The sequence below is a fragment of the Streptomyces sp. NPDC029296 genome (genome assembly GCF_055569255.1).
In genome coordinates, this window is record NZ_JBVHXT010000002.1 from 119,868 (window position 1) to 145,559 (window position 25,692).

27 protein-coding genes and 1 pseudogene are annotated in these 25,692 nt (G+C 71.1%); 8 read left to right on the forward strand and 20 right to left on the reverse strand.

Features of this window, described 5'->3' with window-relative positions; genetic code table 11:
• Positions 1-78: 78 nt before the first annotated feature.
• The 11 genes from rpsQ to rpsJ are packed head-to-tail and all read right to left on the reverse strand — an operon-like array spanning position 79 to position 5,445.
• A complete protein-coding gene (rpsQ, locus tag ACZ4W9_RS02035; protein ID WP_436955525.1) occupies positions 79-366 on the reverse strand; it encodes a 30S ribosomal protein S17 in 288 nt (95 codons plus the stop codon).
• Positions 363-587, reverse strand: a complete 225-nt coding sequence (rpmC, locus tag ACZ4W9_RS02040; RefSeq protein WP_007494763.1) for a 50S ribosomal protein L29 — start codon at positions 585-587, stop codon at positions 363-365. The genes rpsQ and rpmC overlap by 4 nt, the downstream gene beginning before the upstream one ends.
• On the reverse strand, positions 587-1,006 hold the full coding sequence (rplP, locus tag ACZ4W9_RS02045; protein ID WP_009190136.1) for a 50S ribosomal protein L16: 420 nt from the start codon (positions 1,004-1,006) through the stop codon (positions 587-589). Before rplP ends, rpmC begins: the two co-directional genes overlap by 1 nt.
• Positions 1,007-1,011: 5 nt before the next feature.
• Positions 1,012-1,836, reverse strand: a complete 825-nt coding sequence (gene rpsC / locus ACZ4W9_RS02050) for a 30S ribosomal protein S3 (RefSeq protein WP_010036723.1) — start codon at positions 1,834-1,836, stop codon at positions 1,012-1,014.
• On the reverse strand, positions 1,836-2,183 hold the full coding sequence (rplV, locus tag ACZ4W9_RS02055; RefSeq protein ID WP_006130776.1) for a 50S ribosomal protein L22: 348 nt from the start codon (positions 2,181-2,183) through the stop codon (positions 1,836-1,838). The genes rpsC and rplV overlap by 1 nt, the downstream gene beginning before the upstream one ends.
• A 43-nt stretch (positions 2,184-2,226) precedes the next feature.
• On the reverse strand, positions 2,227-2,508 hold the full coding sequence (gene rpsS / locus ACZ4W9_RS02060; protein WP_004984529.1) for a 30S ribosomal protein S19: 282 nt from the start codon (positions 2,506-2,508) through the stop codon (positions 2,227-2,229).
• 12 nt (positions 2,509-2,520) lie between these two features.
• Entirely contained in the window at positions 2,521-3,357 is an 837-nt protein-coding gene (gene rplB / locus ACZ4W9_RS02065; RefSeq protein WP_318201884.1) for a 50S ribosomal protein L2, read from the reverse strand.
• 40 nt (positions 3,358-3,397) lie between these two features.
• Positions 3,398-3,817, reverse strand: a complete 420-nt coding sequence (gene rplW / locus ACZ4W9_RS02070; RefSeq protein ID WP_030601206.1) for a 50S ribosomal protein L23 — start codon at positions 3,815-3,817, stop codon at positions 3,398-3,400.
• Positions 3,817-4,467, reverse strand: a complete 651-nt coding sequence (rplD, locus tag ACZ4W9_RS02075; protein WP_467932539.1) for a 50S ribosomal protein L4 — start codon at positions 4,465-4,467, stop codon at positions 3,817-3,819. The genes rplW and rplD overlap by 1 nt, the downstream gene beginning before the upstream one ends.
• An 8-nt stretch (positions 4,468-4,475) precedes the next feature.
• The gene (rplC, locus tag ACZ4W9_RS02080; RefSeq protein ID WP_103781446.1) at positions 4,476-5,120 is read right to left on the reverse strand and encodes a 50S ribosomal protein L3; all 645 of its coding nucleotides are present in this window, start codon (positions 5,118-5,120) and stop codon (positions 4,476-4,478) included.
• Between the two features lie 16 nt (positions 5,121-5,136).
• Positions 5,137-5,445, reverse strand: coding sequence for a 30S ribosomal protein S10 (rpsJ, locus tag ACZ4W9_RS02085; RefSeq protein WP_003948644.1), 309 nt, complete (start codon positions 5,443-5,445; stop codon positions 5,137-5,139).
• A 483-nt stretch (positions 5,446-5,928) separates the two neighbouring features.
• Here rpsJ and ACZ4W9_RS02090 point away from each other — a divergent pair, with 483 nt between their 5' ends.
• Complete coding sequence (locus tag ACZ4W9_RS02090; protein WP_467932541.1) at positions 5,929-6,585, forward strand: hypothetical protein; 657 nt, start codon at positions 5,929-5,931, stop codon at positions 6,583-6,585.
• On the opposite strand, the gene ACZ4W9_RS02095 is transcribed toward ACZ4W9_RS02090, so the two are convergent.
• Entirely contained in the window at positions 6,575-7,084 is a 510-nt protein-coding gene (locus ACZ4W9_RS02095) for a hypothetical protein (protein WP_467932542.1), read from the reverse strand. The genes ACZ4W9_RS02090 and ACZ4W9_RS02095 overlap by 11 nt on opposite strands.
• A 108-nt stretch (positions 7,085-7,192) precedes the next feature.
• On the opposite strand from ACZ4W9_RS02095, the gene ACZ4W9_RS02100 reads away from it, so the two are divergent.
• From ACZ4W9_RS02100 to ACZ4W9_RS02110, 3 genes are read left to right on the forward strand one after another with little or no spacing between them, the layout of a single operon-like run.
• Positions 7,193-8,110 carry a serine/threonine protein kinase gene (locus tag ACZ4W9_RS02100; RefSeq protein WP_467932543.1) on the forward strand — a complete coding sequence of 306 codons (918 nt, stop codon included), beginning with the start codon at positions 7,193-7,195 and terminating at the stop codon, positions 8,108-8,110.
• Entirely contained in the window at positions 8,110-10,296 is a 2,187-nt protein-coding gene (locus ACZ4W9_RS02105) for a protein kinase domain-containing protein (RefSeq protein ID WP_467932544.1), read from the forward strand. Before ACZ4W9_RS02100 ends, ACZ4W9_RS02105 begins: the two co-directional genes overlap by 1 nt.
• An 18-nt stretch (positions 10,297-10,314) precedes the next feature.
• Entirely contained in the window at positions 10,315-12,456 is a 2,142-nt protein-coding gene (locus ACZ4W9_RS02110) for a protein kinase domain-containing protein (protein ID WP_467932546.1), read from the forward strand.
• Here ACZ4W9_RS02110 and ACZ4W9_RS02115 read toward each other — a convergent pair.
• Together ACZ4W9_RS02115 and ACZ4W9_RS02120 are read right to left on the reverse strand one after the other, a co-directional pair.
• Complete coding sequence (locus ACZ4W9_RS02115) at positions 12,442-12,642, reverse strand: DUF397 domain-containing protein (RefSeq protein ID WP_467932547.1); 201 nt, start codon at positions 12,640-12,642, stop codon at positions 12,442-12,444. The two genes, ACZ4W9_RS02110 and ACZ4W9_RS02115, sit on opposite strands and share 15 nt — an antisense overlap.
• A complete protein-coding gene (locus tag ACZ4W9_RS02120) occupies positions 12,639-13,484 on the reverse strand; it encodes a helix-turn-helix domain-containing protein (protein ID WP_467932548.1) in 846 nt (281 codons plus the stop codon). The genes ACZ4W9_RS02115 and ACZ4W9_RS02120 overlap by 4 nt, the downstream gene beginning before the upstream one ends.
• Positions 13,485-13,635: 151 nt before the next feature.
• On the opposite strand from ACZ4W9_RS02120, the gene ACZ4W9_RS02125 reads away from it, so the two are divergent.
• The 4 genes and pseudogenes from ACZ4W9_RS02125 to ACZ4W9_RS02140 all read left to right on the forward strand — a co-directional run bounded on the left by ACZ4W9_RS02125 (position 13,636) and on the right by ACZ4W9_RS02140 (position 16,074).
• The gene (locus tag ACZ4W9_RS02125; protein ID WP_467932549.1) at positions 13,636-14,112 is read left to right on the forward strand and encodes an ATP-binding protein; all 477 of its coding nucleotides are present in this window, start codon (positions 13,636-13,638) and stop codon (positions 14,110-14,112) included.
• Between the two features lie 199 nt (positions 14,113-14,311).
• Positions 14,312-15,160, forward strand: a complete 849-nt coding sequence (locus tag ACZ4W9_RS02130) for a helix-turn-helix domain-containing protein (protein WP_467932551.1) — start codon at positions 14,312-14,314, stop codon at positions 15,158-15,160.
• A gap of 25 nt (positions 15,161-15,185) precedes the next feature.
• The gene (locus tag ACZ4W9_RS02135; RefSeq protein WP_467932764.1) at positions 15,186-15,731 is read left to right on the forward strand and encodes a Uma2 family endonuclease; all 546 of its coding nucleotides are present in this window, start codon (positions 15,186-15,188) and stop codon (positions 15,729-15,731) included.
• A pseudogene (locus ACZ4W9_RS02140) lies at positions 15,728-16,074 on the forward strand (hypothetical protein). The gene ACZ4W9_RS02135 and the pseudogene ACZ4W9_RS02140 overlap by 4 nt, the downstream one beginning before the upstream one ends.
• Positions 16,075-16,143: 69 nt before the next feature.
• Here ACZ4W9_RS02140 and ACZ4W9_RS02145 read toward each other — a convergent pair.
• From ACZ4W9_RS02145 to tuf, 6 genes are all read right to left on the reverse strand, one after another.
• Positions 16,144-17,172 (reverse strand): serine hydrolase domain-containing protein, encoded by a 1,029-nt coding sequence (locus ACZ4W9_RS02145; protein ID WP_467932553.1) that lies wholly within the window; start codon positions 17,170-17,172, stop codon positions 16,144-16,146.
• Positions 17,169-18,485: a UDP-N-acetylglucosamine 1-carboxyvinyltransferase gene (locus ACZ4W9_RS02150; protein WP_467932554.1), complete on the reverse strand. Its 1,317-nt coding sequence runs from the start codon at positions 18,483-18,485 to the stop codon at positions 17,169-17,171. Before ACZ4W9_RS02150 ends, ACZ4W9_RS02145 begins: the two co-directional genes overlap by 4 nt.
• A 2-nt stretch (positions 18,486-18,487) precedes the next feature.
• Complete coding sequence (locus tag ACZ4W9_RS02155; RefSeq protein ID WP_467932555.1) at positions 18,488-19,465, reverse strand: LbetaH domain-containing protein; 978 nt, start codon at positions 19,463-19,465, stop codon at positions 18,488-18,490.
• A gap of 104 nt (positions 19,466-19,569) precedes the next feature.
• Positions 19,570-20,886, reverse strand: coding sequence for a helix-turn-helix domain-containing protein (locus tag ACZ4W9_RS02160; RefSeq protein WP_467932556.1), 1,317 nt, complete (start codon positions 20,884-20,886; stop codon positions 19,570-19,572).
• Positions 20,887-21,163: 277 nt separating this feature from the next.
• A complete protein-coding gene (locus tag ACZ4W9_RS02165; RefSeq protein ID WP_467932557.1) occupies positions 21,164-24,226 on the reverse strand; it encodes a glycosyl hydrolase 115 family protein in 3,063 nt (1,020 codons plus the stop codon).
• A 211-nt stretch (positions 24,227-24,437) separates the two neighbouring features.
• On the reverse strand, positions 24,438-25,631 hold the full coding sequence (gene tuf / locus ACZ4W9_RS02170) for an elongation factor Tu (protein WP_467932558.1): 1,194 nt from the start codon (positions 25,629-25,631) through the stop codon (positions 24,438-24,440).
• Positions 25,632-25,692: the final 61 nt, after the last annotated feature.

Consider the following 25,692-nt stretch of genomic DNA (forward strand, 5'->3'; position numbering starts at 1 on the left):
CCCTGCCGAGCCTGGCGGAACTGACCTGCGGGGTTAGCCCCACAGGCGTATCTATTGGAATTCGCTTGCGCGAATTACCTACTTGGCCTTCTCGAGGATCTCGACGACGCGCCAGCGCTTCGTCGCGGACAGCGGCCGGGTCTCCATGAGGAGGACGCGGTCGCCGACACCCGCGGCGTTCTGCTCGTCGTGCGCCTTGAGCTTGTTCGTACGGCGGATGACCTTGCCGTACAGCGCGTGCTTGACGCGGTCCTCGACGGCGACGACGACGGTCTTGTCCATCTTGTCGCTGACGACGAGGCCCTCGCGCGTCTTGCGGAAGCCGCGCGCCTCGGTGTTGTGCTCAGTCACGTTGTTCTCGCTCATGCGTTCTCCACCGTTTCGATGCCCAGCTCGCGCTCGCGCATCAGGGTGTAGATCCGCGCGATGTCCTTACGGACGGCCTTCAGCCGACCGTGGTTTTCGAGCTGACCCGTCGCCGCCTGGAAGCGGAGGTTGAACAGCTCTTCCTTGGCCTCGCGGAGCTTCGCCAGAAGCTCCTCGTTGCCCAGCTCGCGCAGCTCGGACGCCTTGGTACCGGCCGACATCACGCTTCACCTGCCTCGCGCTTGACGATCCGGCACTTCATCGGCAGCTTGTGGGCCGCACGGGTCAGCGCCTCACGGGCGATCTTCTCGTTGGGGTACGACAGCTCGAACATCACACGTCCGGGCTTGACGTTCGCGATCCACCACTCCGGGGAACCCTTACCGGAACCCATGCGGGTCTCGGCCGGCTTCTTGGTGAGGGGACGGTCCGGGTAGATGTTGATCCAGACCTTGCCGCCACGCTTGATGTGGCGGGTCATCGCGATACGGGCCGCCTCGATCTGGCGGTTCGTGACGTAGGCCGGGGTCAGCGCCTGGATGCCGTACTCGCCGAACGCAACCTGCGTCCCACCCTTGGACATACCGTTGCGCTTCGGGTGGTGCTGCTTGCGGTGCTTGACCCTACGGGGGATCAGCATTTCGGTCAGGCCTCCGTTCCGGTGCTCTCAGCCGGAGCGGCAGCCGCGGGGGCCTCGGCCTTGGGGGCCTCGGCACCGGCAGCCTGCTGCGGCTTGCGACCGCGCCGCTCGCCACCGCGGCCACCACGGGCCGGGCGGTCGGCGCCACCGCGGGCCGGGCGGTTACCCGCACGGGCGGCAGCGTTCTCGGCGCGGACCTCGGCGATGTTCTTGACGTCGCCCTTGTAGATCCAGACCTTCACACCGATGCGGCCGAAGGTCGTCTTGGCCTCGAAGAAGCCGTAGTCCACGTTCGCGCGGAGCGTGTGCAGGGGCACACGGCCCTCGCGGTAGAACTCCGAGCGGGACATCTCGGCGCCGCCGAGGCGGCCACCGCACTGGATCTTGATGCCCTTGGCGCCGGCCTTCATGGCGGACTGCATGCTCTTGCGCATGGCCCGACGGAAGGAGACGCGGGAGGACAGCTGCTCGGCGACGGCCTGGGCCACCAGCTGAGCGTCCGTCTCCGGGTTCTTGACCTCGAGGATGTTGAGCTGGACCTGCTTGCCGGTCAGCTTCTCCAGGTCACCGCGGATGCGGTCGGCCTCGGCGCCGCGGCGGCCGATGACGATGCCCGGGCGAGCGGTGTGGATGTCCACGCGGACGCGGTCACGGGTGCGCTCGATCTCGACCTTGGAGATGCCGGCGCGCTCCATGCCGGACGTCATCATCCGACGGATGGCGACGTCTTCCTTGACGTAGTCCTTGTACAGCTTGTCGGCGTACCAACGCGACTTGAAGTCGGTCGTGACACCGAGCCGGAACCCGTGCGGGTTTACCTTCTGGCCCATTACCGGGTTCCTTCCTTGCTGCTGACGACCACGGTGATGTGGCTGGTCCGCTTGCGGATCCGGTAGGCACGGCCCTGGGCGCGCGGCCGGAACCGCTTCAGGGTCGGGCCCTCGTCGACGTAGGCCTCGGAAATGAAGAGGCTGTCGACATCGGTGTGGTCGTAGTTGTGCGCGGCGTTGGCGATGGCGCTGTCGAGCACCTTGCCCACCGGCACCGAGGCGGCCTGCGGAGCGAATCGCAGGACGGCCTGGGCCTCCGTGGCGTCCATGCCACGGATGAGGTCCACCACGCGGCGGGCCTTCATGGGCGTGACGCGGATGTACCGCGCCTGGGCCCTGGCTTCCATGGTTGTCCCTTCAGTTACTTACGTGTCTGAATGCGATCCGCTACTAGCGGCGCTTCGACTTCCGGTCTTCCTTGACGTGGCCCCGGAAGGTGCGGGTCGGCGAGAACTCGCCGAGCTTGTGGCCGACCATCGACTCGGTGACGAACACCGGGATGTGGGTCTTGCCGTTGTGCACCGCGATCGTGTGGCCGAGCATGGCCGGGACGATCATCGAGCGACGGGACCAGGTCTTGATGACGTTCTTGGTGCCGGCTTCGTTCTGGGCGTCCACCTTCTTGATCAGGTGGTCGTCGACGAAGGGCCCCTTCTTCAAGCTACGAGGCATCTCAACCCGTCCTTAGCGCTTCTTGTTCGTCTTGCGGCGGCGGACGATGTACTTGTTCGACGCCTTCTTGGGCGAACGAGTACGGCCTTCCTTCTTGCCCCACGGGGACACGGGGTGGCGGCCACCGGAGGTACGACCCTCACCACCACCGTGCGGGTGGTCGACCGGGTTCATGACCACACCACGGACGGTCGGGCGGACGCCCAGCCACCGCTTGCGGCCGGCCTTGCCCCAGTTGATGTTCGACTGCTCGGCGTTGCCGACCTCGCCGATGGTGGCGCGGCAGCGGACGTCGACCAGGCGGATCTCACCGGACGGCATGCGCAGGTGGGCGTAGGCGCCCTCCTTCGCGAGCAGCTGCACGGAGGCACCGGCGGAGCGGGCGAACTTGGCACCGCCACCGGGACGGAGCTCGATCGCGTGGATCGTGGTACCGACCGGGATGTTGCGGAGGGCCAGGTTGTTGCCCGGCTTGATGTCGGCCCCGGGACCGTTCTCCACGGTGTCGCCCTGCTGCAGGTTGCGCGGGGCGAGGATGTAGCGCTTCTCGCCGTCCGCGTAGTGCAGCAGCGCGATGCGCGCGGTGCGGTTGGGGTCGTACTCGATGTGCGCGACCTTCGCCGGCACGCCGTCCTTGTCGTGACGACGGAAGTCGATCACTCGGTAGGCGCGCTTGTGTCCGCCACCCTGGTGGCGAACGGTCACACGACCGGCGTTGTTACGGCCGCCCTTGCTGTGCAGGGGACGGACCAGCGACTTCTCCGGCGTGGACCGCGTGACCTCGACGAAGTCGGCAACGCTGGCGCCACGACGGCCCGGCGTAGTCGGCTTGTACTTGCGGATTCCCATTTCTCAGTCCTCGTCCGATATCGGACGATCCGGACCGCCCTTAGGCGGTCGGACCGCCGAAGATGTCGATACGGTCGCCCTCGGCGAGGGTCACGATCGCGCGCTTGCTGCCGGCACGCTGACCGAAGCCGGTCTTCGTGCGCTTGCGCTTGCCCTGGCGGTTGATCGTGTTGACCCCGGTGACCTTGACGTCGAAGACCGCCTGGACGGCCTGCTTGATCTGGGTCTTGTTGGCGTTCGGGTCGACGATGAACGTGTACTTGTTCTCGTCGAGGAGCGCGTAGCTCTTCTCGGAGACGACCGGCTTCAGCAGGACGTCACGGGGGTCCGTGTACGACTTGCTCAGCGGGGTCTCGACGGTGTTCTTGCCCTCGGTGGCGTGGCGACGCGCCTTGGCGACGCGCGCGGCCTTGGCGGCCTTGGCGGCCTTCGAGGCAATGGCGGGGTGACGGATAGCCATCAGACCTCGCTCCCTTCGGTGTCAGCGGCCTTGGGGCCAGACACGAAGGACTCGAAAGCGGCCTGGGTGAAGACCACGTCGTCCGAGACGAGAACGTCGTACGTGTTCAGCTGGCCCGGCTCCAGGATGTGGACCTGGGGCAGGTTGCGGGCGGACAGCCACGCGGCCTCGTCGGAGCGGTCGACGACCAGGAGCAGGTTCTTGCGCTCGCTGATCTTGCCGAACAGGCTCTTGGCGGCCTTCGTGGAGATCTGACCCTCGACCACGCCGGAGACGACGTGGATGCGGTTGTGACGCGCCCGGTCGGTGAGGGCACCGCGCAGGGCGGCGGCCTTCATCTTCTTCGGGGTCCGCTGCGAGTAGTCACGCGGCACGGGACCGTGCACGACGCCACCACCGGCGAACTGCGGCGCGCGGGTCGAACCCTGGCGGGCGCGACCGGTGCCCTTCTGGCGGTACGGCTTCTTGCCACCACCACGGACTTCACCGCGGGTCTTGGTCTTGTGCGTGCCCTGGCGGGCAGCGGCCAGCTGCGCGACGACGACCTGGTGGATCAGCGGGACGCTGACCTTGGCGTCGAAGATCTCCGCGGGGAGCTCGACGGAACCGGCCTTCTCGCCCGCCGGCGAAAGGATGTCAACAGTGCTCATCGGTTACCTCAGGCCCCCTTGGCCGCGGTGCGGACCAGGACGAGGCCGCCGTTCGGACCGGGAACCGCGCCCTTGATGAGCAGCAGACCCTTCTCCGCGTCAACGGCGTGGACGGTCAGGTTCTGGGTGGTGACCCGCTCGTTGCCCATGCGACCCGCCATGCGGAGGCCCTTGAACACACGGCCCGGGGTGGCGCAGCCACCGATGGAACCGGGCGAGCGGTGCTTGCGCTGGGTGCCGTGACCGGCGCCGAGGCCACCGAAGTTGTGACGCTTCATGACACCGGCGAAGCCCTTGCCCTTGCTCTTGCCGGTGACGTCGACCTTCACGCCGGCCTCGAACACCTCGGCGGTGATCTCCTGGCCCAGCGTGTACTCGGAGGCGTCCGCGGTGCGGATCTCGACGAGGTGGCGACGGGGGGTGACGTCGGCCTTCGCGAAGTGGCCCTTGAGGGGCTTGTTCACCTTGCGCGGGTCGATCTCGCCGAAGGCGATCTGGACCGACTCGTAGCCGTCGACGTCGTTGGTACGAACCTGGGTCACGACGTTGGGGCCGGCCTTGACGACGGTGACCGGAACAACACGGTTGTTCTCGTCCCACACCTGCGTCATGCCGAGCTTCTCGCCCAGGATGCCCTTGATCTGCTTAGCCATTCTCAGCCCACCAGCCTCAGAGCTTGATCTCGATGTCGACACCGGCCGGCAGGTCGAGTCGCATCAGAGAGTCAACGGTCTTGGGGGTCGGGTCGAGGATGTCGATCAGGCGCTTGTGCGTGCGCATCTCGAAGTGCTCGCGCGAGTCCTTGTACTTGTGCGGCGACTTGATGACGCAGTACACGTTCTTCTCAGTGGGCAGCGGCACCGGGCCCGCGACCGACGCACCAGTGCGGGTCACCGTCTCGACGATCTTCTTCGCCGAGGAGTCGATGACCTCGTGGTCGTAGGCCTTGAGCCGGATGCGGATCTTCTGTCCCGCCATGGCTACTCAGTAGTCCTGTCTCTCTAACGCTCTGGAACCCGGTGTTCCTTCTGTGTGACCCTTGCTCGACCGACCCACGCGGTCGGGCGTGTCGCGCTCCCGCTGACACAGATGTCCCTTGTCCGAACATCCCTGCGGGATTGACACGGCCCTTCCGGAACCGCGGACCGGGGACCTCGGGCCCACCGGGTGCCTGGCCGGTGTCGCGCCCACGCTTCCCGGAAGATTCCCGTACGTCCGCCCCAGTGCTGCCCGAGGGCAGTTAGGACGACGAGTACTGTGGGACTCGCTTCCGGTCCTCCCGGCGGGAGGCGCGCAGCATCAACACTCGACCGAGCAACTCGGACAGTCTGCCATACGGGACGGCCGCTGTGCCAATCGAGCCGAAGAGATTACCCCGGGAGTGACGTAGGTCAAACCGGGGTGCGGATGCCGCGCGTCGCCGGTTCGTGCGCCGGGATCACCGGCGCGGAGGATGTCACCGTGGACGACACCCCGTACTCCTTCCTGATCTCGGCGAACAACCCGGTACCGCTGTCCGGCCCCGTCCCGGCGCACCTGCCCCCCGACGCGGACCTGGTCGCGACGGTCGCCCGCCGCCCCGGGGACGCACCGCTGGCGCGGGTCTACGCCTCCCGTACGGCCGGGCGCCCGTGCTGGATCCACACCGCCGCGGACGACCGCCCGCTCTGTTCCGTCGCCCCCGCCGGCCCGGACACCCACGACGTCCGCGCGGCCGACGGCACTCCCCTGGCCCGCGTCACCCGCCGCCCCGGCCGCCTGCTCCCCTGGCCCCGCCGGGTCCGCTGGACCGCGCGGCTCGCCGGCCCGTCCCGGCAGGCCGAGGTCACGGGCAGGGCGGGCACCTGGTACGCCTGGCTGCTGTACGTCGCCACCGCGCCCGCCTGGCTCCTGTGGGTGCTGTGCGCGACGGTGTACTCCTTCTTCGACGGCAGCCCCGGCGACTTCGCCTTCGGCAGCCCGGCCCGCACCCGCTGGCACTCCCCCGGCACCGGCACGGTCCTGGACTACCGGGGCCTGACCAGGTCCTACCGCCACTCCCCCCGCCGTCTGGACGTCCGCGTCGCCTACGCCCTGGCGGTCCTGCGGACCCGGGACCGCGACCGGTTCAGAGCCTGAACAGCGCCCCGCGCCAGATCCACCCGGCACCGAGGACCGCCTCCTGCAGGGGCCCCTTCATCTCGGCGGTGTCGAAACGGTGGTCCTCCGTGGCCCGGATCCTCCCGTCGGGCCCCCGCCCGACCGTCCAGCTCCGGGACACGGACCTGACCTGCCCCCGGGACCCCTTCGCCGCCAAGGTCAGCCGGGGCCTCTCCCCGGCCCAGGCGACCTCCCACTCCCGGTCGAGCGCACGCACCTCGTGCTTCTCCGGGACCAGCCGCATCCGCGTCTCCAGGGACCGGTCCACCCGGGCCCGCGCGAAGAAGCCGTGCCAGTCGGGTTCCCGGACGCGCCACTCGGCCACCAGGTCGGCCCCGCCGCTCACCCCCTCGCGCACCACGTACGGCACGTCCGGCCCGCCGACGGCGAGCAGGGCGGCGCGGACTTCGTGAGCGGGCCGGGGCGGTACGCCGGGGTCGGGGTGCCTGGTGCCGGTGAACAGGTCGCGAAGGGTCATGTGATCATCCTGCTCGGCCTCGCGTGTGGCGAAGGCCGCCGCCCGGGGCTCTTCGGACACGGCCGGTAAGATCGCTGGCCTGTGCCGACAACCGGGGGGAACGCGCGCATGGAGCGGCTGCGTCAGGACGACCCGCCGCTCATCGGACCGTACGCGGTACTGGGCGCGCTGGACGAGGAGCACGAACGGCGGCGGACGCCCGAGCGCCGGTACATCGCCCGTAGTGCGGACGGACGGCGCACGGTCCTGGTCCACCTGCCGCATCCCGGGATCGACCCCGCCCGCTGGGCCGTGGAGGCCGAGGCCGCCCGGCGGTCGTCCGTGCCGGGCTTCGCGCCCGTGACCGAGGTGGCCGGGACGGTTGTCGCGCCCTGGTATGCCACCCCGTACACCCCTGTACTGCCCCTGCCCGCGGTGCTGGCCGCCCATGGCGGACCGCTGCCCGAATCCGTCGTACGGGCGCTCGGGGCGGCCCTCGCCGGCGCGCTGGCGTCGGCCCACGCGCAGGGGGTGACCCATGCCGGTGTGTCCCCGGCGGCCGTCCTGCTGGGCGTGGACGGTCCGCTGCTGACCTGCTTCGGCGCCGTACGGGCCGTGGCGCCGGACGGCGAGCGGCGGCTGGGCAGCCCCGTGCTGGATCCCGGGTGCCTGGCACCGGAGCAGGCGCAGGGCGGCCGGCCCCGGCCGCTCGGTGACGTGTACGGCCTCGGTGGTGTGCTCGCCTACGCGAGCACCGGGCACACCGTGCCGGAGCGGGAGGAGCTTCCGGTGTCGCTGCGGGGGCCGGTCACGGCCTGCCTGTCCCGTGACGCGGCCCGCCGGCCGTCGGCAGCCGATCTCGCGGCCCTGCCGACGGCGCCCGGCCCCCGGCCGCAGACCACACCCGTGTCCACACCCACACCCACGGTGGTCGACACCCACCGGTTCCCTCTGCCGGCCAGGATCGTCGCCGCCCTCGCCCGTCAGTCGGCGGACGTCCTCGTGACCCTGCCGCCCGCACGCGCCGGGGAGGCGGGGCAGCGCTGATGTTCTCCCCCCTCTCCCACGACGACCCCGTCCGGCTCGGCGCCTACCACCTGACGGCCCGCCTCGGCAGCGGCGGCATGGGCACCGTCTACCTCGGCCGCTCGGACCTCGGGCGGGTCGTCGCCGTGAAGGCGATGCACGCCCGCACCGCCGCGGATCCCGTGCTGCGGACCCGGTTCCGGCTGGAGACGGACGCGGCCCGGGTCATCGGCGGCGAGTCCGGGGCGCGGGTGTTCGACGCCGACCTCGGCCACGAGACGCCCTGGCTGGCCACGGAGTACCTGATCGGGCCGCCCCTCGACGACGCCGTCCGGCTGAACGGCCCCCTGCCGGAGCGGGCGGTCCGGGCCGTCGGCGCCCGCCTGTGTGCCGCGCTGGCCCGGCTGCACGACTCGGAGGTCGTCCACCGGGACCTGAAGCCGTCCAACATCATGGTGACGGCCGACGGGCCCAAGGTCATCGACTTCGGGATCGCTCGGGCCCTCGGCGACGACCGCCTCACCCGGGCCGGTTCCGCGGCGGGCACCCCCGCCTTCATGTCTCCCGAGCAGGCGGCGGGCGAGGAGCACACCCCGGCCGGCGACGTGTTCGCCCTGGCCGGGGTCCTGGTGCACGCCGCCACGGGCCGGGGGCCGTTCGGCACCGGACAGGCGGCCGACCTGCTGTACCGGGTGCGGTACGCGGAACCGGACCTGACCGGGGTCCCGGCCGGCCTCGTCCCCGTACTGCTCCCGTGCTTCGCCAAGGACCCCCGGCAACGGCCCGCGACCGACCGGCTGCGCGCCCTGCTGGACGGTGAGGAACAGGACTTCGCGGACTGTCTCCCGGAGCCCGTGCTCGCGGACATCGCCCGCCGGGCCGCCGACGTCTGGCGGGCCGGGCCACGCCGGCTGCCGCCCCCGGCCGGGGACGGCCATGGCGACCCCGCGCCCGCCGGCACCCGGGCCGGGATCTCCCGCCGCGGGCTGCTCTCCGTCGGCACGGGTGCGGCCCTCGGCGTCGCCGCGGCGGGCGCGGGCGCCTGGGCCTGGCTCGGGCGGCGCGACGGGACCGCTCCGGCGCGGCCCGCGCCGACCGGCCCGGCGAAACCCGGGTGGGGCCTGCGCTGGCAGACGGCGGCCGAGTTCACCGACCCGCCCGTGCCGCCGTACCCGCTGCTGCTCGACCGGCTGGTGGCCGTGGGCGAGACCAACCTCAAGGGGGTGGACCCGCGCACGGGGAAGACGCTGTGGACCGACCCCGAGGTGTACTTCGGGCACCTCACGGTCGCCGACGGCGCGCGGATCCACACCCTGGAGTACACCGCGGACGAGGCGGGTCCGCTGTCCCTGTGCCCGGTCGGCCCGGCCGACGGCCGTCTCGGGGACCCGTACCTGGAGCTGAAGGACTTCAACGGCGGCCTCCACGGCACCCAGTTGCTGTGCGCCTCGGGCACCGCCGTGTACGCGGTCGGCGGCCGGGGCCCGCAGCCCGCCGACTCGTCGCGCAACGCCGCCTTCCGCGCGGGTCAAATCTGGCACCTGCTCGCCCTCGACGTCCGCGCCCGCCGCAAGCTGTGGGAGGTCCCGCTCCCGGCACGTCCCGACGGCAGCACGCGGCTGCACGTCCTGTCGGCCCAGGTGTCGGGGAGCCGCCTGGTCCTCGTCCAGCAGTCGGCCGACGGCTCCGCCCGGCTCGTCGTACGGGACACCGGCACCGGGCGCCTGCTGTGGGACCGCCCCCTCGACGGCGCGCCGCCGGCCGCCGGCCGGACCCGGCCGGCCGTGGACGACCGGCACGTGTACCCGGCGGCGGACGGGCTGCTCGCGCTCGGCCTGGACGACGGGAAGGTCGTCTGGAGCCACGGCAGGGGCACCCCCTTCAGCCCGCCCGCGGTCCGGGACGGGGTGGTGTACGCGGTGCGGCCGGATCGCGGCCTCGTCGCACTCGACGCGGGCAGCGGCGCGCCCCGCTGGACGGAGAAGGGCGGCGGGGCGACCACCGCCGACCTCGCCGAACCGCCCGTCGTCGGCGTCGCCCACGTGTACCGCAGGGCGTCCTCGCGCCTGGCGGCCGTCGCTCTGGCCGACGGTGCCACGTCCCGTCCGGTCGACGCCCCCGCCACCGCCCGCTATTTCGCCCACCCCGCTTCCGGGAGCCTGATCGCCCTGGGCGGGAGCTATGCCGCCGGTTATCCGCTCCTCTGAGATCCAAGGTCGGGAAAGATGAAGCCACTGGGCACCGGAGACCCGCTCCGCCTCGGCCCGTACCGCGTCCTCGGCGTCCTCGGCGAGGGCGGCATGGGCAAGGTGTACGTCGGCCAGGACCGCGAGGGGCGGTCGGCGGCGGTGAAGGTGCTGCACCGCCACCTGGCGGACGATCCGCAGCTCGGGCAGCGCTTCGTGCGCGAGGCCCGGATGGCGCGGGCGGTCGGCAGCCCGGGGGTGGCCAGGGTCCTGGACGCGCGGACCGAGGGCGGGCGCCCGTGGATCGCGACCGAGTTCCTCACCGGCCCGGACCTCGAAGAGGTGGTCCGCGCGTACGGCCCGCTCGACGAGCACGGGGTGCGCGCTCTCGCGGCGGCACTCGCGCTCACGCTGCGGGACATCCACGCCGCCGGTCTGGTGCACCGCGACCTGAAGCCCGCCAACGTGGTGCTCACCTCGGCGGGCCCGCGCGTCATCGACTTCGGCATCGCCCGTCCCGAGCACGGCCTGACCCTCACCACCACCGGCCAGGTGCCGGTCACCCCCGGGTACGGGGCGCCGGAACAGGCTCTGGGGCAGCGGGTGGGACCGGCCGCCGACGTCTTCTCCCTGGGCGCCCTGCTGGTGTACGCGGCGAGCGGGCAGCGCGCGTTCACCGGCTCGCACGTCGCCGCCGTGCAGTACGAGGTCGTGCACGGCGCACCGCGCATGGACGGGGTCCCGCCCGCCCTCCAGCAGCTCATCGGCCCCTGCCTGGCCAAGGATCCGGCGCACCGGCCCGCCCCGGAGGCGATCGCGCGGGCCTTCGCCCCGCCGCCCGGCGCCGACCGGGTGTGGCGCTCCGGCGCGCTGGCCGAGGAGGTACGGCGCCGGGAGCGCGCCCTGCACGAGCTGACCACCCTGCCCGGAACGGGCGTCACCCCGGGCGGGGCCTCCCGGCGCCGCGTGCTGACGGCCCTCGCGGTCGGCGGCCCGCTGGCCCTCGCCGGCGGAGGCGCGGCCACCTGGTGGTTCCTGCGCGGCAGCGGCGAGGACGCCTTCGACGTCCCGCCCGCCGTCGCCGCCCCGAAGGCACGCCTGCTGTCCGCCGGGAAGGGGGACTACGTCCTCGGCCAGGCACCCGCCCCGCTGTGGAGCCGCACCTCCGCCATCGGATCCGGCATGCCCGCCCCGCTGCCCGTACGGGACGTCCTGATCGTCGGAGATCCCAAGGGCGGCATCACGGCGCACGGCGTGGTGGACGGCAAGCCCCGCTGGTCCGCCCCCGAGGTGCGGGCGAAGGGCCGTTTCGTCTCGCTCTCCGACCGCCTGATCGCCGCCGTCGACGACGAGGGCACGCTCCGGACCTTCGTCGCGTCCACCGGCGCCCCCAAGTGGACGGCACCCGCCGAGGCCGCCAGTGTTCTCGCGGCCGACGCGGAGGCGGTGTACGTCGTCACCCGCGACGGCCGGCTGCGCGCCGTGGGCCGCTCCGACGCGGGGATCCGCTGGACCGCCAAGCCCGGTGTGGACCTGGGTACGGCGGGCACGGCGCGCGGCGTCGCGTCCCACGGCGTCCTGGCCGTCGCCACCAAGGCGGGGCACGTGCTCGCCGTCGACACGCGCACCGGACGGCAACGGTGGCTGCTGCGCGACCAGGCCGACGACAGACCGGCGATCACGGCGTCCGGCGGGACCCTCTTCGTGAGCGGCAGTCCGTACTTCACGGCCCGCCGCATCACCGACGGCAAGCAGCTGTGGCGCCCGGACCTGCGACGGTCGGACGGCACGAAGGTGTTCTGGGGCCCCGCGGCGCTCCACGGCCCCTACGTCTTCGCGGCGGCGCTCGGGGCGCCGCTCCGTTTCGACATCAGGGACGGCAAGCAAAGCGGCTGGCCCTACGACCTCCAGCAGCTGTGCGACCCGTACAGCCCGCTGGTGGTCCAGGGCCACGGCTTCTGGTCGGTCGCCGTCAACGCGAAGGAGGGCGCGGTCAACGTCCTCAACGTCTCCGACGGACCGAACGGCGGCAGCCTCTACGAGGACCCCGACTCCATGCTGAACAAGACGACCTGGAGTTTCCGCGTCATCAAGAACCCCGACGACTACTGGCTGACGGCCGACGCCAACCGCGTGTTCCTGGTCGACGGCGGCACGCTCACGGCACTACCGGTGTTCTGACCGTACGACGTCCCAGCCGACGAAGTCGGCCCAGGCGGCCGGGGCGACGGTGAGGCAGGGGCCGCCGGTGTTCTTGGAGTCGCGGATGTGGATGGTGGAGGGGGTGGGGGCGACTTCGAGGCAGTCACCGGCTTCGCCGTTGCTGCTGTAGCTGCTCTTGAACCAGTGCAGTTCCTGGGTGCTCATAGTCTTCCCAACGCTTTCTCGATGAAGTCCCGCGACTCCTCGGGCGGGAGAGCCTGCGACCGGATCATGCCACAGCGCAGTTCAAGGATCCGGAGGTCTTTGGGGTTCGAGACCGGGCGTCCGTTGAACGCGCCGTCCGAACGCCCGATCGCCGTACCGTCCGCAAACTTCAGCACCTCGATCAGACCCGAAATTCCGGCGCTCTCCTCGCGATCGGTCCGCATGACCTGAAGCGTGACGTTCCTCAACATCGCCACCTCCAAGAGGTGTTCGAGCTGTCGGCGCAGCACCATTTTGCCGCCATAAGGACGTTCGAGCGTCACCTGCTCCAAGACGAAACTGAGCGTGGGAGCGGGCTCGCGGTCAAAGACAACCTTTCGAGCCATCCGCGCGGCAGTTTCCCGCTCCACCACGTCCTGAGTGTAGGCGGGCTGCCTCATCTCGAACAGCGCTCGCGCGTACTCCTCCGTCTGCAGCAGGCCGTGGATGGTGTAGTTGCTGTAGAACAGCATTTCCACCGCCCGCCCCTCCAGCTCAGCCAGCTCACGCACCTTCTTCGGATACCGCGCCCTCCTCATGTCCTCCCGGAACGCCCGCAGATGCCCCTGCGCCTTCAGGAACGTGTCCGCGCCGTCCAGGAACTCTGGCCGGGGGATACGGGCCCCGCGTTCGATCTTGCGGATCATGTCCTCGCCGTAACCCAGGGCCTCCGCCAGCTCGGGTACGCTCACCCCGGCCGACTCCCGGCAGACCTTGAGCAACCGGCCCACCGCCTGGACGACCGGCTCGATCTCGTCGCCCGGCTCGACGTCCCATCCCGCGTCGTCGACACCCTCACTCATGGCTTCCTCCTTCGGCGCGCAGCATTACCCGTACAACGCCTGGGACAGGCAAGACAGCCGAGACAAAACGGGAGACAGTTACTGTACGTACAGGCGATGTCACTCCCTTACGGAAGCAGGCTTCGCCACGCTCAGTGATGTGAACCAAGAAATGGGTGCCCCTGAAAACCACCCCACCGGCCACATCCCCACCTTCGACATCCGGCTGTCCCCCACACCCCGCGGTGCCCGACTCGCCCGGCTGCTCGCCGAACAGCATCTGCGGTCGTGGGGGCTGCCGGTGGAGCAGGTGACACAGATCATCGCCGAGCTGGCGGCCAACGCCGTCACGCACGGTCGCGTGCCCGGCCGGGACTTCCAACTGCTGCTCTACGTCGTGGGCCACACGCTCCGTATCGAGGTCACCGATACCCGCGACGACCGTTTCCCCCGGCTGACGCCCCCGAGCGAGGACGGGGAATCGGGGCGCGGACTGCTCCTCGTAGAGGCCCTGGCCGACAAGTGGGGCGTGGCCGTGGGCCGTCGCCCGCGCAAGACGGTCTGGGCCGAGGTGACCCTCGCGCACCGGGACCCGGCGGACCGTGCTCCGGTGAGGCGGGCGGTCATTACCCAAGGAACACCGGGGTGAAAGAACCCCGCCAAGCCCCACCCCTCCCGCCCACGGCGCAAACTCACTCGCCTGGGTGAACATCGCCAACTTGGCTGGATTTGGGGCGGGTTGCCTGTCCTACGCTCAGCGCGACAGCACCGCCGACATGAGTCGGCCCTCGCCGGGAGTAGCGTTCCCATGCGAGGGCCTGACCACCGAGGAAGGCACAAACTTCCCGATGGATATCGAAGACCCTAGCGCGCCTGCGCGCACCCAGTCCCGAGTTACCGCCAACAACCACCCGAACCGGGGCCGTCACACCGGCGGACTCGTCCACGATCACACCCGCCACACCACCCGCTTCACGGTGATCGGCAACCATCTGGTCCAGCACGCGGAGTTGTCGCTCCTGGCGATCGGCCTGGCGTGCCACATCCAGTCGCTGCCGCCCGGCGCCCGCGTCGACATCAAGACCCTCGCCGCGCGGTTCCCCGAGGGCGCGATCCGCATCGCGGCGGCCCTGCGGGAGCTGGAGGCCCACGGCTACCTGCGCCGCGAACGCACCCGCGTCCCCGGCGGCCGGATCGTCACCCGCACGATCTCCTGCAACCAGCCGGGCAGCCGCGCCGAGGAACCACCCGCACCCCGTCGGCGCCAGCAGCAGCCCCGCCGTACGGCCCTCCCGGCGGTACCGAAGCCCGCGTACCCCTCCCCCGCCCTGCTCCGCACAGCCACGGACGTCCTCGCCGGCCTGCGCCGCAGGGACCCCCGCCTGCTCCTCTCCGCGACCGAGGCCGAACACCTGGCGCCGGGGGTCGCGGCCTGGCTGGAACGCGACCTCACCCCCACGGCCGTACGGGAGGCCCTGACCACCGGCCTCCCACCGGAACCCCTGACCCGCCCGGCCGCCCTCCTGGCCCACCGCCTGACGACGGGCCTCCCGCCCCTCCCGCCGTACCGCACCCCCGAACCACCCCCGCCGGCCCGCCACCCCCTCCAGACATGCGAGACCTGCGACCGAGCCTTCCGCTCCCCGGAGCCCGGCCACTGCCACGACTGCCGAACCAACGTGCTGGAGGCCGCGTAAGGTGACGCCCAACCGCTACCGGGCCATGCGCGATGCCCTCCACTCGATGGACGACACCCTCCCCGGCAAGTTCGAGATCACCGGGGAAGGAATCGTCCACGACCTGATCTCCCCCAACGGCCACCACGAGCTGACGCGAGCGCTTCTCCGGAGACGCCTGGAGAAGGTCATGCCGGACGAGCTGCTGGCGCACAACGGCACCCCGGACGTGGAGGCCGAGCCCGAGGCGATCCTGCGGCACCCCGACATGACGGTGATCGCCTGGAAAGACCTCGACACCGAAGGCTCCATCGACCCCCGTACCGTCCTCGCCGCCATCGAGGTCGTCTCCCGCTCCAACCCGGACAACGACTGGGTGGGCAAGGTCCGCGACTACGCCCTGATGGGCATCCCCGTCTACGCGGTCTTCGATCCGCGCACCGGCACCGGCGCCGTCTTCACCGACATCCACCCCACCCCGGCCGGCCCGCGCTACGCCACCCGGAAGGACTTCGTCTACGGCGAGGACGTGACGATCGCCGACTGGACGATCCCGACCCAGGGCCTGCCGCTCTACGACCGGCCGACGTGAACACGCGAGCCGACCACGGGCACGAACTGCTCCCCCGCCCCGCGCCGACTCCCGATGCCCTCCGCGCGGCCCTCACCGTCGTGGCTCCCGACCGCCTCGAGGAGATGCAGGCCACGAAGGACGACGCCTTCGCCAAAGCGGTCGAGTGGCAGTCCCTGAGCCCGGTGCAGAGCTGGGTCCTCATGTGGGCCAGGGACATCGAGATCGCCCGCCGTCCTGACCTCTCCTCCCGCTACGCCCACGCCCAGAGCAACCTGGAACACGAGTCCCCGTCGTCGCGCAGGATGCCTTGAGAGAACTGAGCGACGTCCTCGACGAAGCCATGAAGGCAGTCCGGACGTGAGCTGGAAGTGGAGTACCAGTCCCGGCCGGTCCGCCTGGTCGTAGCCGCAGGGAGGTCAGGGGTGCCGGCCTAGGGTTCAGTGGTGATCGCCTTGAGGGCGAGGTTCCGCAAGGGCGCGAGGCGGGTGCGGTTGTCCTGGTGGTGGTAGACCGCGTTGGTGCAGATCACCAGGTAGCGGCCGGTGGCCGGGGACAGGTAGAGGCTGGTGCCGGTGAAGCCGTGGTGGTAGGCCACCCGGCCGTCGCCGGTGAGGATCCAGGCCAGGCCCCGGTCCAGGCCCGGCTCGATCGCGGTCTGCGGGACGATGCTGCGGGCCAGCCAGCGGCCCAACTCGGTGCCGTCGCGGTGCCCGGCCAGCAGGGCGGTCGCGTAGGTGCCCAGGTCGGCGGCGGTGGTGAAGACGCCCGCGTGTCCAGCGACGCCGCCCAGCAGAGCCGCGTTGTCGTCATGCGGGATACCCCACAGCCGAGGGGCCCCGGCGAGCCGCTGTTCGGTCGGCGCGACCCGGCTGGATCGGCCGATCGGCCCGTATACGGTGCTGGTCATGCCGAGCCGGTTCCACAGGTCGGCGGCCAGCTCGTCCAGGCGGCGGCCGGTGACCTGGGCAAGGAGGAGGCCGGCGAGGATGAACCCGCGGTTGATGTAGCGGTGCCCGGCGCCGGGGCAGGCGATCAGGTCCTCGCCGCAGATCAGGGCGGCGAGGTCCTCGGTCCGGTTGCGGTACTGGTCAAGGCGGGTGTCGGGCCGCAGCCCGGTGGTGTGGGCGAGGGTCTGGCCGACCGTCACCTGACCACCCGGCGCCTCGGCCGTGACGGTGGGCAGGAAGGTCCGGACCGGGGTTTCGAGGTCGATGCCGGTGGTGCCGATGAGCGGCCAGGTGGCGACCACCTTGGTCAGGGAGGCCACGTCGTAGACGGTGTCCGGACCGGGGCGGGCGTCGCCGCACTCGGGTGCGACGACCCCCGCCGTCAGGAAGCCGGGATCCCCGTCGAGGGTGCCGTGGGCGATGACGCCGCCGGGCACGGTCCCGTCGGCGGTCATCAGCTCCAGACACTCGCGCAGGTCGGCGAGCTGGGCGGGTTTCCACGAGGCGGTCACGGCAACTCCTGATCGAGCGTCAGCTTGGCACCGAGCGAGACGAGTTTGGGCAGCAGGGTGCCGTAGCCGCGTCGCAGGTGGTACATGCCTCGGATCGTAGAGGTGCCCTCGGCCGCGAGGGCGGCGATCACAGCGGCGGTGGCCGCCCGGATGTCCTCCCCGGCCACGTCGGCGGCGGCCAGCGGGGCGGGGCCGCCGACAGTGATCGTGGCGCCGTCGGTGTTGACGGCGGCGCCGAGGGCCCGCAGCGGGCCGATGTGGGTGGTGCGGTCGGTGTAGACGCGTTCCTCGATCCTTGAGGTGCCGGGGGCCTGGGTGAGGAAGGCGGTCAGCTGGGGCTGCATGTCGGTGGGGAAGGCGGGGTGGGGGCCGGTGGCCATGTGCACGGCCCTCGGGCCGGCTGGGCAGCGGGCGAGGGTTCCGCCGTTGACCGGGGCCAGCTCGATCCCGGCGTCGGCGAGGACGGCCACCAGACCGGTGGGGAACTCGGTGGTCGGGAAGTTGTCGAGTTGGACCGTACCGCCGGTGATGGCGGCGGCCAGGGCGAGGGTGGCGGCCTCCAGCCGGTCCGGCGGAACCTGGAAGGCGCCTCCGGTGATCCGGTCGGAGCCGGTGACGTGCAGAGCGGCGGCGCCCTCCCAGGTGATGCCGACCCCGCCGGCCGTCAGCACCGAGGCGGTGACCAGCACCTCCGGTTCGACGCTGGGGTTGAGGATGGTCGATGTGCCCCGGGTCCGGGCGGCCAGCAGCATCGCGGTGACGGTGGCGCCCAGGCTCGGGCCCCAGAAGCGGGTGTTCACGTCGGTGGTGAAGGGCGTTTGGCCCCAGCCGGCGATGCGGGCCTTCACCTCGGTGCCGGTCACGGCCACGGTGGCGCCGGCGGCCTCCATCGCCACGAGGTGGCGGTCGATCAGGCGGCGGCAGAAGGCGTCACCGCCCGGCGGTGGGAAGCTGACCTGTCCGGCGCGGGCGAGCAGGGCGGCGGCCATCACGGCGGTGGTGCGGACGCGGCGGCCGAGCCGGTCGGGGATGACCGGGTACCAGGCGGCAGCCGGGGTGGTCTCGAAGCGGTCTCCGACGACCTTGGTCGGGGTGCCGGTGTGGTTCAGGATCTCCGCACAGACCAGGGTGTCCAGGATCTCCGGGGCACCGGTCAGGGTCAGCGGCTCGTCCACGAGCAGGGCGGCGGCATACAGGTGCAGGGCGATGTTCTTGCTGCCCTGGACCGTCACCGTGCCCTCCACGCGGTGGCCGCCGGTGATGTGAACTGCACGGGAGTCGGTGGTGGACGGCAGGTTGGGCTGCTCGCTCATGGTCACCTTCCTTGGCTTCCAGCAGGAAAGAAGCCCCCGACCTGGCTCTTGGGGTAAAGCACGGTGTGGGAGCCGATCAGGGTGGCGGGCTGCAGGACGGTGCCGGCCGGGATGATGACGCCGTCGCCGACGACGGCGCCGAACTTGGTCTGGCCGGTGGCGATGCGGTGCCCGTCCAGGTAGGCGCACACCTCCTCGGTGGCCGGCTCGGTGACCGGGCCGGAGGTGACCCGCAGGCCCGTGGTGGAGACGAAGGCTCCGATGTTGACGCCCAGCCCGAGGACGGAATCGCCGACGAAGCTGGTGTGCTTCATGAAGACGCCACCGACCAGCAGGGAACGGGTGACCTCGGCGCCGAAGCCGATCCGGCAGCCGGGGCCGATGACGGAGTGGTCCCGCACCCGGGCACCGGCCTCGATCACCGCACCGGGGCAGACCAGCACGGGGCCGGTGACGAACGCGCCCTCGGCGATGACGGCTCCAGCCGCCACGATCACCTCGCCTCGGACGGTCGCGCCGGGCTCGATGACACCCTCCGAGGCGGGCAGGGCGATCCCGTTCCGGCCGGCGAGCAGGTCGGCCACCGCCTTCTTGAGGCCGAACACGGTCGGGCACAGATCGAGCAGGTGCAGCACGACCGGGTCGGTGACGCTCTCGGTCTCGAAGTAGTACCCGGGGGTGGTGCGGTAGTCCGCGCGCGGGAACTCGGCGCTGATCGTGGGGACTCCGGTGACATTGTGCATGGCTGTTCCCCTCTCGGACGAGCGAGTGAAGAGGTGCCGGACCTGGACCGGGGGCAGGTCCGGGATGGTGGCCAGGGCCGCCGAGGGCGTGGCCGGCTCGGCCTGGTGGGCGACCAGCCCGAGCAGCACGAGCACGGGGACGTGCGGCACCGCCCAGGAAGCGATCAGAAAGTCGCCGAGCCGGTCGCGGAAGGGCGGGCAGCAGACGGCCGGGGCGGAAGGGCTGTTCGTCGGCATACGAGGGCCTTCGTCAGCGGGGACGGGAGCGGGTGTCCCCAGTGAAAGGCCTGGGCGAAGACCAGATCCGTAATCGGATTACGGGTCCGTAAGCCGATTACGCATCAGCCGAGTTGCACTCCGGATCGGGCGGCGAAGTCGCGGATGCCGGGCAGCGAGCGGTCGTGGCGGAGCAAGTCCGTGGCGACCTCGCGAACCGCGCTGCGGCGGATTTCCTGCGGGGCAGCCTGCTCGGCGGCCAGCAGGGCGCGGAATGCCTGCTCGGGTTTGCCCCACTGGTCGAAGACTCGGGCCACGTCGGTGAAGAACCGGGCCTGGCGCTCGGCGGTCGGCAGTGCGGCCGGGTTGATGGTGCGGGCCAGCTCGATCGCCTGCCCGGAGTCGCCGAGTTCGTAGTGCACCGACAGGTGGTGCAGGGCAACCCCCTGGATGGCGTCCACCTGGCCGGAGGCCCGGCCGGCCGCGCGGGCGTTGTCGGCGGCCTCGGCGATCAGCGAGTGCGCGTAGGAGCGGTCGCCGAGCTTCGCGGCGGTGTACGCGGCAGTGGCGAACAGGTCACCTCGGGCGGCCAGGCGGGCCGACTCGGGGACGCGTGCGTCGCGCTGCAGGTCGTGGGCGGCGCGGACCACGATATCGGCGGCCCGGCTCAGGTGGCCCTGGCGCCGCCAGGCGCTTGAGACCATGCGCTGGGCTTCGGCGATGATCAGGCCGTCGCCGCCCGCCCGCGCGGCGGTCAGGGCCCGGTCCGAGGTGATGGCGACCAGCCCGTTGTCACCGATCTTGATGCACAGCCGGACCGCGATGTTGTAGAGCGCGGCCACGTTCCGGGCCGACTCCTCGGCAGACCCGGTGCTCTGAGCTGCGGCGATCCACCCCGGAAGGGCCTGGGCGAGGGCGTCGTAGCGGGCCGCGCGGAAGTTCTGACGTGCGGTCATGATCGAGGACTGGACCGAGGCGGCAGCGGGCTCGCGCCGGCCTGGGATGCCGGCGGTGCCGTAGAGCAGCAGGTCTTCCAGCGGAGCCAGCGGGGTCGGGCGCGCGGCGGCCGGCTGGGCGCCGACGACCGGCGTGAAGACGGCGGCAGCGGCGGCAGCCAGCAGTTCACGGCGTCGCACCTCGTCGTCATCCTCCTCGGCAGCCGGACTGGGCGTCAGCCTAGCGGAGCTGGCCTTTCGTCGAGGCGGACTGGACACGACCCGCGCGGGCCGAGGGTGGGCCAGCAGTTCTTCCAGGGTCGTGCCGAGTACGCGTGCGAGCAGGGTGAGCATCTCGATGTTGCGGACCGGGATCAGGCCCCGCTCGACCCCGGACACCCACTCCTCGCTCCGGCCGGCCTCGGCAGCGAGATCGCGCTGGTACCAGCCCTTGCGCGTACGTAACTTGGCGATGAACTCGCCAAAGGTGACCTCGCCCCCAGCCACGGCCCGCCCCCGCCGCTCGGTATCCGGACAGCTGCTGCAAGCAACCGTACCGACTAGCGTGAACTCGATGCGAGGCTATGCCAAAAGGGATGAGCACCGTCGTTCAACCGGCCAGGCATCGCTGATAGTACGAACGGCTTCGAAGACCCTGTCGTGGCGCAGGACGCCCTGAGAGAGTCGAGTGCCACCCTCGACGAAGCCATGAATGCCTCGCTCGAAGCCTGAGCACTCCCCGCCAGACCCGTCCCGCGCCAACGACCCCTCCCCGCTCCGCCCGTTACACCCGCCGGCTCTCCAGCGGACCCAGGTACAGCTCCGGCAGCCCGCCCGTGTCGATCAGCAGTCGCTGGACCACCACCGTCGGGTCGACCATCCAGAACCTCAGGCGGTGGACGCCCGGCTTCGACACGGTGTGGCGCGTCGCCGTCGCGTTGATGTTGTCCGACGTGTGGCGGGCCCACACCGTGTTCAGCGCGCCGTCGTCCGCGCCCTCGGTGATGTCCACCGTCCGGATCGGGCCGTCGTCCAGGGAGATGCCGTAGCGCAGGCCCTGGATGCCGGGGAGGGCCGGGTTGCGGGGGGACAGGTGGGCCCAGACCGTCACCTCGGCGGGGGCGGACAGCAGCGTCACCTCGTACTCCAGGTGGGGGCTGGAGCCCCCGGGGGTCTGGCGGGGAGCCGTCACCGGCCACGGGGTCACGCCCGCGCCCGTGCGGCCGATGCCGTCGATACGGCGCCACCGGCCGACCGCACGGTCGTAGTGCTCGGCGTCGATCGCGACGTAACTACCCGCCTCCACGAAGCCCCGCGCCCGCACGCCCGACGGGCGCTCCGCCACGCAGCGGACCGCGACCGACGCGCCCGCGCCGCGCACCGTCAGGGTCGCCTCCGCGCGCCCCTTGGGTGCCCGGGACCAGTCCACCTCCACCTCCAGGCGGACCTGCTTCTCCACCCGGCCCCGCGGGCGGTCCACCCGCAGCCACGGGGCCGAGACCGACACCTCGTAGGGGAACGGCGTACGGCCCCGGTTGAAGATCTCCACGTACTGGCGGGGCCGGGTCTGGTACGGGCTGAACGGCGGCAGGACGGCCTCCCCCGACGCGCCGCCGGGCCACCACTCGCCCTTGTCCTCCGCCCCGTCCACCGACACGCCCAGTTCCGCCGCCTCGGGCACCTCGATGCGCCGCACGGCCGGGAAGAGCACGTCGGGTATGGCCACGTTGTCCTTCTCCGGCTGCTGCCACGGCGCGTTCGGGCCGTAGCGGTCGACGTCGCCGTAGTCGATGTGCGGCTGGGTCTGGAAGCCCTGCCACTTGCCGTTCGCGACGCGCGAGTTGAAGCGGTCGGCGAGGGCGAAGTCGCGGGCGAGGCCCGCCTCCGCCCGGGCCGCGCGCTCGTTCGCCGCGGCCCGGCCCTGCGCCGCGTACAGCAGGTTGGTGAACTCCGCCTGCCGCAGCTCGTACAGGTTCGCGGTCGCCGTCACCTCGTAGCCCGCCAGTTCGAACCACGCGTCCCGCAGCCGCTCCGGCAGCCTGCGCTCGACGCGTTCGGCGCGACGGCCCAGCTCCCGCCACTCCTCGGTGACCCGCTCCAGCTCCCGGTGCGCGAAGTAGTACGGGGTCTGCTGGTCGTCGTAGACGATCCGGTCCCCGGACAGGGTGATCCGGCGGTTCAGCAGCTCCGGTTTGCGGCGGGCCTGGAGCCGGCCGTACTCCGCCAGCAGCGACGCGATCTCCGCCGCCTGCGCCTCGCCGAAGTTCTGCGCCGCGTAGCGCTCCTCCCACTCGCCGAGGCGCTCCAGGGGCAGGCGGTCCGGGTCCCAGGCGTAGTTCAGGAAGAACTCCGTCGGCAGCTCGTTGCCCTTCAGGTCGCCGACGTTGACCACCCACAGGCCGTGGTTGCCGTAGGCGTGCGCCTGGTGGAGCTGCTCCCAGACGTTGCGGAGGTTCGCGGTGTCGACCCACTTGTAGTTGCGGCCCGCACCGACGTAGTCGAAGTGGTAGTACAGCCCGTAGCCGCCGGCGCGGGGGCCGTCCGGGTGTTTGCGGATGTTGCCCCAGTTGTCGTCCGTGAGGACCACGGTGACGTCGTCGGGGGCGCGCAGACCCCGGTCCCAGTAGCGCTGCACCTCCTTGTAGAGGGTCCACACCTGGGGAGTCTCGGCCGCCGGTCTCCCGGTCACCTCCTCGATGATGCGGCGCTGGTCGGCGATGATCTCCTGCATCAGCTCGATGCCGTCGCCGTCGGGCAGGCTGGTGTCGCCGTTGCCGCGCATGCCGAGGGTCACGACGCCCTCGAAGCCCTCGTCGACCATCCGCTGGATGCCGGCCCGCCAGTACGCGCGGATCGCCTCCGGGTTGCGGCGGTAGGACCACTCGCCCGTGCCCCCGTAGGGGTCGGACCCCGAGCCCGCGTGCCGGTTCCACTCCTCGATGCCGCGCATCATCGGCGCCTCGTGGGAGGTGCCCATGACGATCCCGTACTGGGCGGCCCTGCGGTGGTTCTCCGGGTCGTCCTCGGCGAAGGCCCGGCCCCAGACCGCCGGCCAGAGGTAGTTGCCCTTCAGGCGCAGCAGGACCTCGAAGACCTTCGCGTAGAAGTCGGCGTTGAAGCCGTTGGGGAACCCCGGTGCCTTTCCGGAGCCGAAGTAGGCCGGGGCCCAGGTGCCGAGCGCCGGGTTCTCGTCGTTGATGAAGACGCCCCGGTACTTCACCGCCGGGGTCCCCTGGGTGAAGCGGCCGGGCTTCACCCAGACCGCCTCGCGCCGCGTCGGCGGCACATCGTCCCACCAGTGCCAGGGCGAGACGCCGATGCCGTACGAGACGTCGTACGCCCCGAAGATCGTGCCCCGCGGGTCGCTGCCCGCGATGACGAACGCCCGCTCCACCCCGGGCATCGGGTGGTCCACGACCGTCTGGAGCGAGGTCTCCCACCGGCCGCGCACGCCGCTCACGTCGAGCTTGCCGGACCGGATCAGGCCGTCGATCAGCGGGCTGCGGCCGATCGTGCCGACCAGCACCGGGAAGCGGCCGATCGTCGTACCCGGACGCACGCCGGTCACCCGCGCGAGGTCGTCCCGCAGATCCCCCGCCACCCGTACGACTCCGGGGTGATCGTCCTGGCTGACCACCACCGGCGCGCCCACCAGGGAGAACACCCCGCCCGTGAACGAGATGTACGACCCCGGGTCCGTCACCCGCAGCCCTCCCCCGGGACCCGCCCCGGACCCGGGCTCCGATCCGGACGCGGCCCCCGCCACCGGTCCCGACACGGCGGCCAGCCCGGCGCCCAGAACCGTCCCGCCCAGAACCGTCCTACGGCTGACGTGCGCAGACGACATACGGCACTCCTCCACTTCCCCACGCGTCCCTATTTGCTCAGCGGCATGACAAATAGTGGGCGAGACGACGGCACCGGGGAACGGGTCGGACGCACCGAATAGTTTCGAGCGAGCGGTGGACCGAGCGGGCGGAAAAGCGGAAGAGGCCCGTACGACCGGAGTCGTACGGGCCTCCCCTCAGGTCAGATGCTGACCCTCAAGCAAGCGGAACTTACTTGACGATCTTGGTGACCTGGCCAGCGCCCACGGTGCGGCCACCCTCACGGATGGCGAACTTCAGGCCCTCTTCCATGGCGACGGGCTGGATGAGCTCCACCTTCATCTCGGTGTTGTCACCCGGCATGACCATCTCGGTGCCCTCGGGGAGGGTCACCACGCCGGTCACGTCCGTCGTGCGGAAGTAGAACTGCGGACGGTAGTTGTTGAAGAACGGCGTGTGGCGGCCACCCTCGTCCTTGGACAGGATGTAGGCCTGCGCCTCGAACTCGGTGTGCGGGGTGACCGAGCCCGGCTTGATGATGACCTGGCCGCGCTCGACGTCCTCGCGCTTGATGCCACGGAGGAGCAGACCGACGTTCTCACCGGCCTGGCCCTCGTCGAGCAGCTTGCGGAACATCTCGATGCCGGTGACCGTGGTGGTGGTCTTCTCGGTCTTGATGCCGATGATGTCGACGGTCTCGTTGACCTTGAGGACACCACGCTCGATACGGCCGGTGACGACCGTACCGCGACCGGTGATGGTGAAGACGTCCTCGATCGGCATGAGGAACGGCTTGTCGACGTCGCGCTCCGGCTGCGGGATGGCGGTGTCGACGGCGTTCATCAGGTTGAGGACGGAGTCCACCCACTCCTGCTCGCCCTCGAGGGCCTTGAGCGCGGAGACCTTGACGACCGGAACGTCGTCGCCGGGGAACTCGTACTCGGAGAGGAGCTCACGGACCTCGAGCTCGACGAGCTCCAGGATCTCCTCGTCGTCCACCATGTCGGCCTTGTTCAGGGCGACGACGATGTACGGAACGCCGACCTGGCGGGCCAGGAGCACGTGCTCCTTGGTCTGCGGCATCGGGCCGTCGGTGGCGGCGACCACCAGGATCGCGCCGTCCATCTGCGCGGCACCGGTGATCATGTTCTTGATGTAGTCCGCGTGACCCGGGCAGTCGACGTGGGCGTAGTGACGCGCCTCGGTCTGGTACTCGACGTGCGCGATGGAGATGGTGATACCGCGCTGACGCTCCTCGGGCGCCTTGTCGATGTTGTCGAACGGGGTGGCCTCGTTCAGGTCCGGGTACGCGTCGTGCAGCACCTTGGTAATGGCGGCCGTGAGGGTCGTCTTACCGTGGTCGATGTGACCGATGGTGCCGATGTTGACGTGCGGCTTAGTCCGCTCGAACTTCGCCTTCGCCACTGGGGTCCTCCTGTGGAGTGGTTCTGTACGCCTTACTTCATCGGCGCCAGGTGATCTTTGC

Bases quoted from the DNA above. Each gene is read 5' to 3' on its own strand.
- rpsQ (WP_436955525.1), bottom strand. From the start codon at position 366: ATGAGCGAGAACAACGTGACTGAGCACAACACCGAGGCGCGCGGCTTC.
- rpmC (WP_007494763.1), bottom strand. From the start codon at position 587: ATGTCGGCCGGTACCAAGGCGTCCGAGCTGCGCGAGCTGGGCAACGAG.
- rplP (WP_009190136.1), bottom strand. From the start codon at position 1,006: ATGCTGATCCCCCGTAGGGTCAAGCACCGCAAGCAGCACCACCCGAAG.
- rpsC (WP_010036723.1), bottom strand. From the start codon at position 1,836: ATGGGCCAGAAGGTAAACCCGCACGGGTTCCGGCTCGGTGTCACGACC.
- rplV (WP_006130776.1), bottom strand. From the start codon at position 2,183: ATGGAAGCCAGGGCCCAGGCGCGGTACATCCGCGTCACGCCCATGAAG.
- rpsS (WP_004984529.1), bottom strand. From the start codon at position 2,508: ATGCCTCGTAGCTTGAAGAAGGGGCCCTTCGTCGACGACCACCTGATC.
- rplB (WP_318201884.1), bottom strand. From the start codon at position 3,357: ATGGGAATCCGCAAGTACAAGCCGACTACGCCGGGCCGTCGTGGCGCC.
- rplW (WP_030601206.1), bottom strand. From the start codon at position 3,817: ATGGCTATCCGTCACCCCGCCATTGCCTCGAAGGCCGCCAAGGCCGCC.
- rplD (WP_467932539.1), bottom strand. From the start codon at position 4,467: ATGAGCACTGTTGACATCCTTTCGCCGGCGGGCGAGAAGGCCGGTTCC.
- rplC (WP_103781446.1), bottom strand. From the start codon at position 5,120: ATGGCTAAGCAGATCAAGGGCATCCTGGGCGAGAAGCTCGGCATGACG.
- rpsJ (WP_003948644.1), bottom strand. From the start codon at position 5,445: ATGGCGGGACAGAAGATCCGCATCCGGCTCAAGGCCTACGACCACGAG.
- ACZ4W9_RS02095 (WP_467932542.1), bottom strand. From the start codon at position 7,084: ATGACCCTTCGCGACCTGTTCACCGGCACCAGGCACCCCGACCCCGGC.
- ACZ4W9_RS02100 (WP_467932543.1), top strand. From the start codon at position 7,193: ATGGAGCGGCTGCGTCAGGACGACCCGCCGCTCATCGGACCGTACGCG.
- ACZ4W9_RS02105 (WP_467932544.1), top strand. From the start codon at position 8,110: ATGTTCTCCCCCCTCTCCCACGACGACCCCGTCCGGCTCGGCGCCTAC.
- ACZ4W9_RS02110 (WP_467932546.1), top strand. From the start codon at position 10,315: ATGAAGCCACTGGGCACCGGAGACCCGCTCCGCCTCGGCCCGTACCGC.
- ACZ4W9_RS02115 (WP_467932547.1), bottom strand. From the start codon at position 12,642: ATGAGCACCCAGGAACTGCACTGGTTCAAGAGCAGCTACAGCAGCAAC.
- ACZ4W9_RS02120 (WP_467932548.1), bottom strand. From the start codon at position 13,484: ATGAGTGAGGGTGTCGACGACGCGGGATGGGACGTCGAGCCGGGCGAC.
- ACZ4W9_RS02125 (WP_467932549.1), top strand. From the start codon at position 13,636: ATGGGTGCCCCTGAAAACCACCCCACCGGCCACATCCCCACCTTCGAC.
- ACZ4W9_RS02130 (WP_467932551.1), top strand. From the start codon at position 14,312: ATGGATATCGAAGACCCTAGCGCGCCTGCGCGCACCCAGTCCCGAGTT.
- ACZ4W9_RS02135 (WP_467932764.1), top strand. From the start codon at position 15,186: ATGCGCGATGCCCTCCACTCGATGGACGACACCCTCCCCGGCAAGTTC.
- ACZ4W9_RS02150 (WP_467932554.1), bottom strand. From the start codon at position 18,485: ATGAGCGAGCAGCCCAACCTGCCGTCCACCACCGACTCCCGTGCAGTT.
- ACZ4W9_RS02155 (WP_467932555.1), bottom strand. From the start codon at position 19,465: ATGCCGACGAACAGCCCTTCCGCCCCGGCCGTCTGCTGCCCGCCCTTC.
- ACZ4W9_RS02165 (WP_467932557.1), bottom strand. From the start codon at position 24,226: ATGTCGTCTGCGCACGTCAGCCGTAGGACGGTTCTGGGCGGGACGGTT.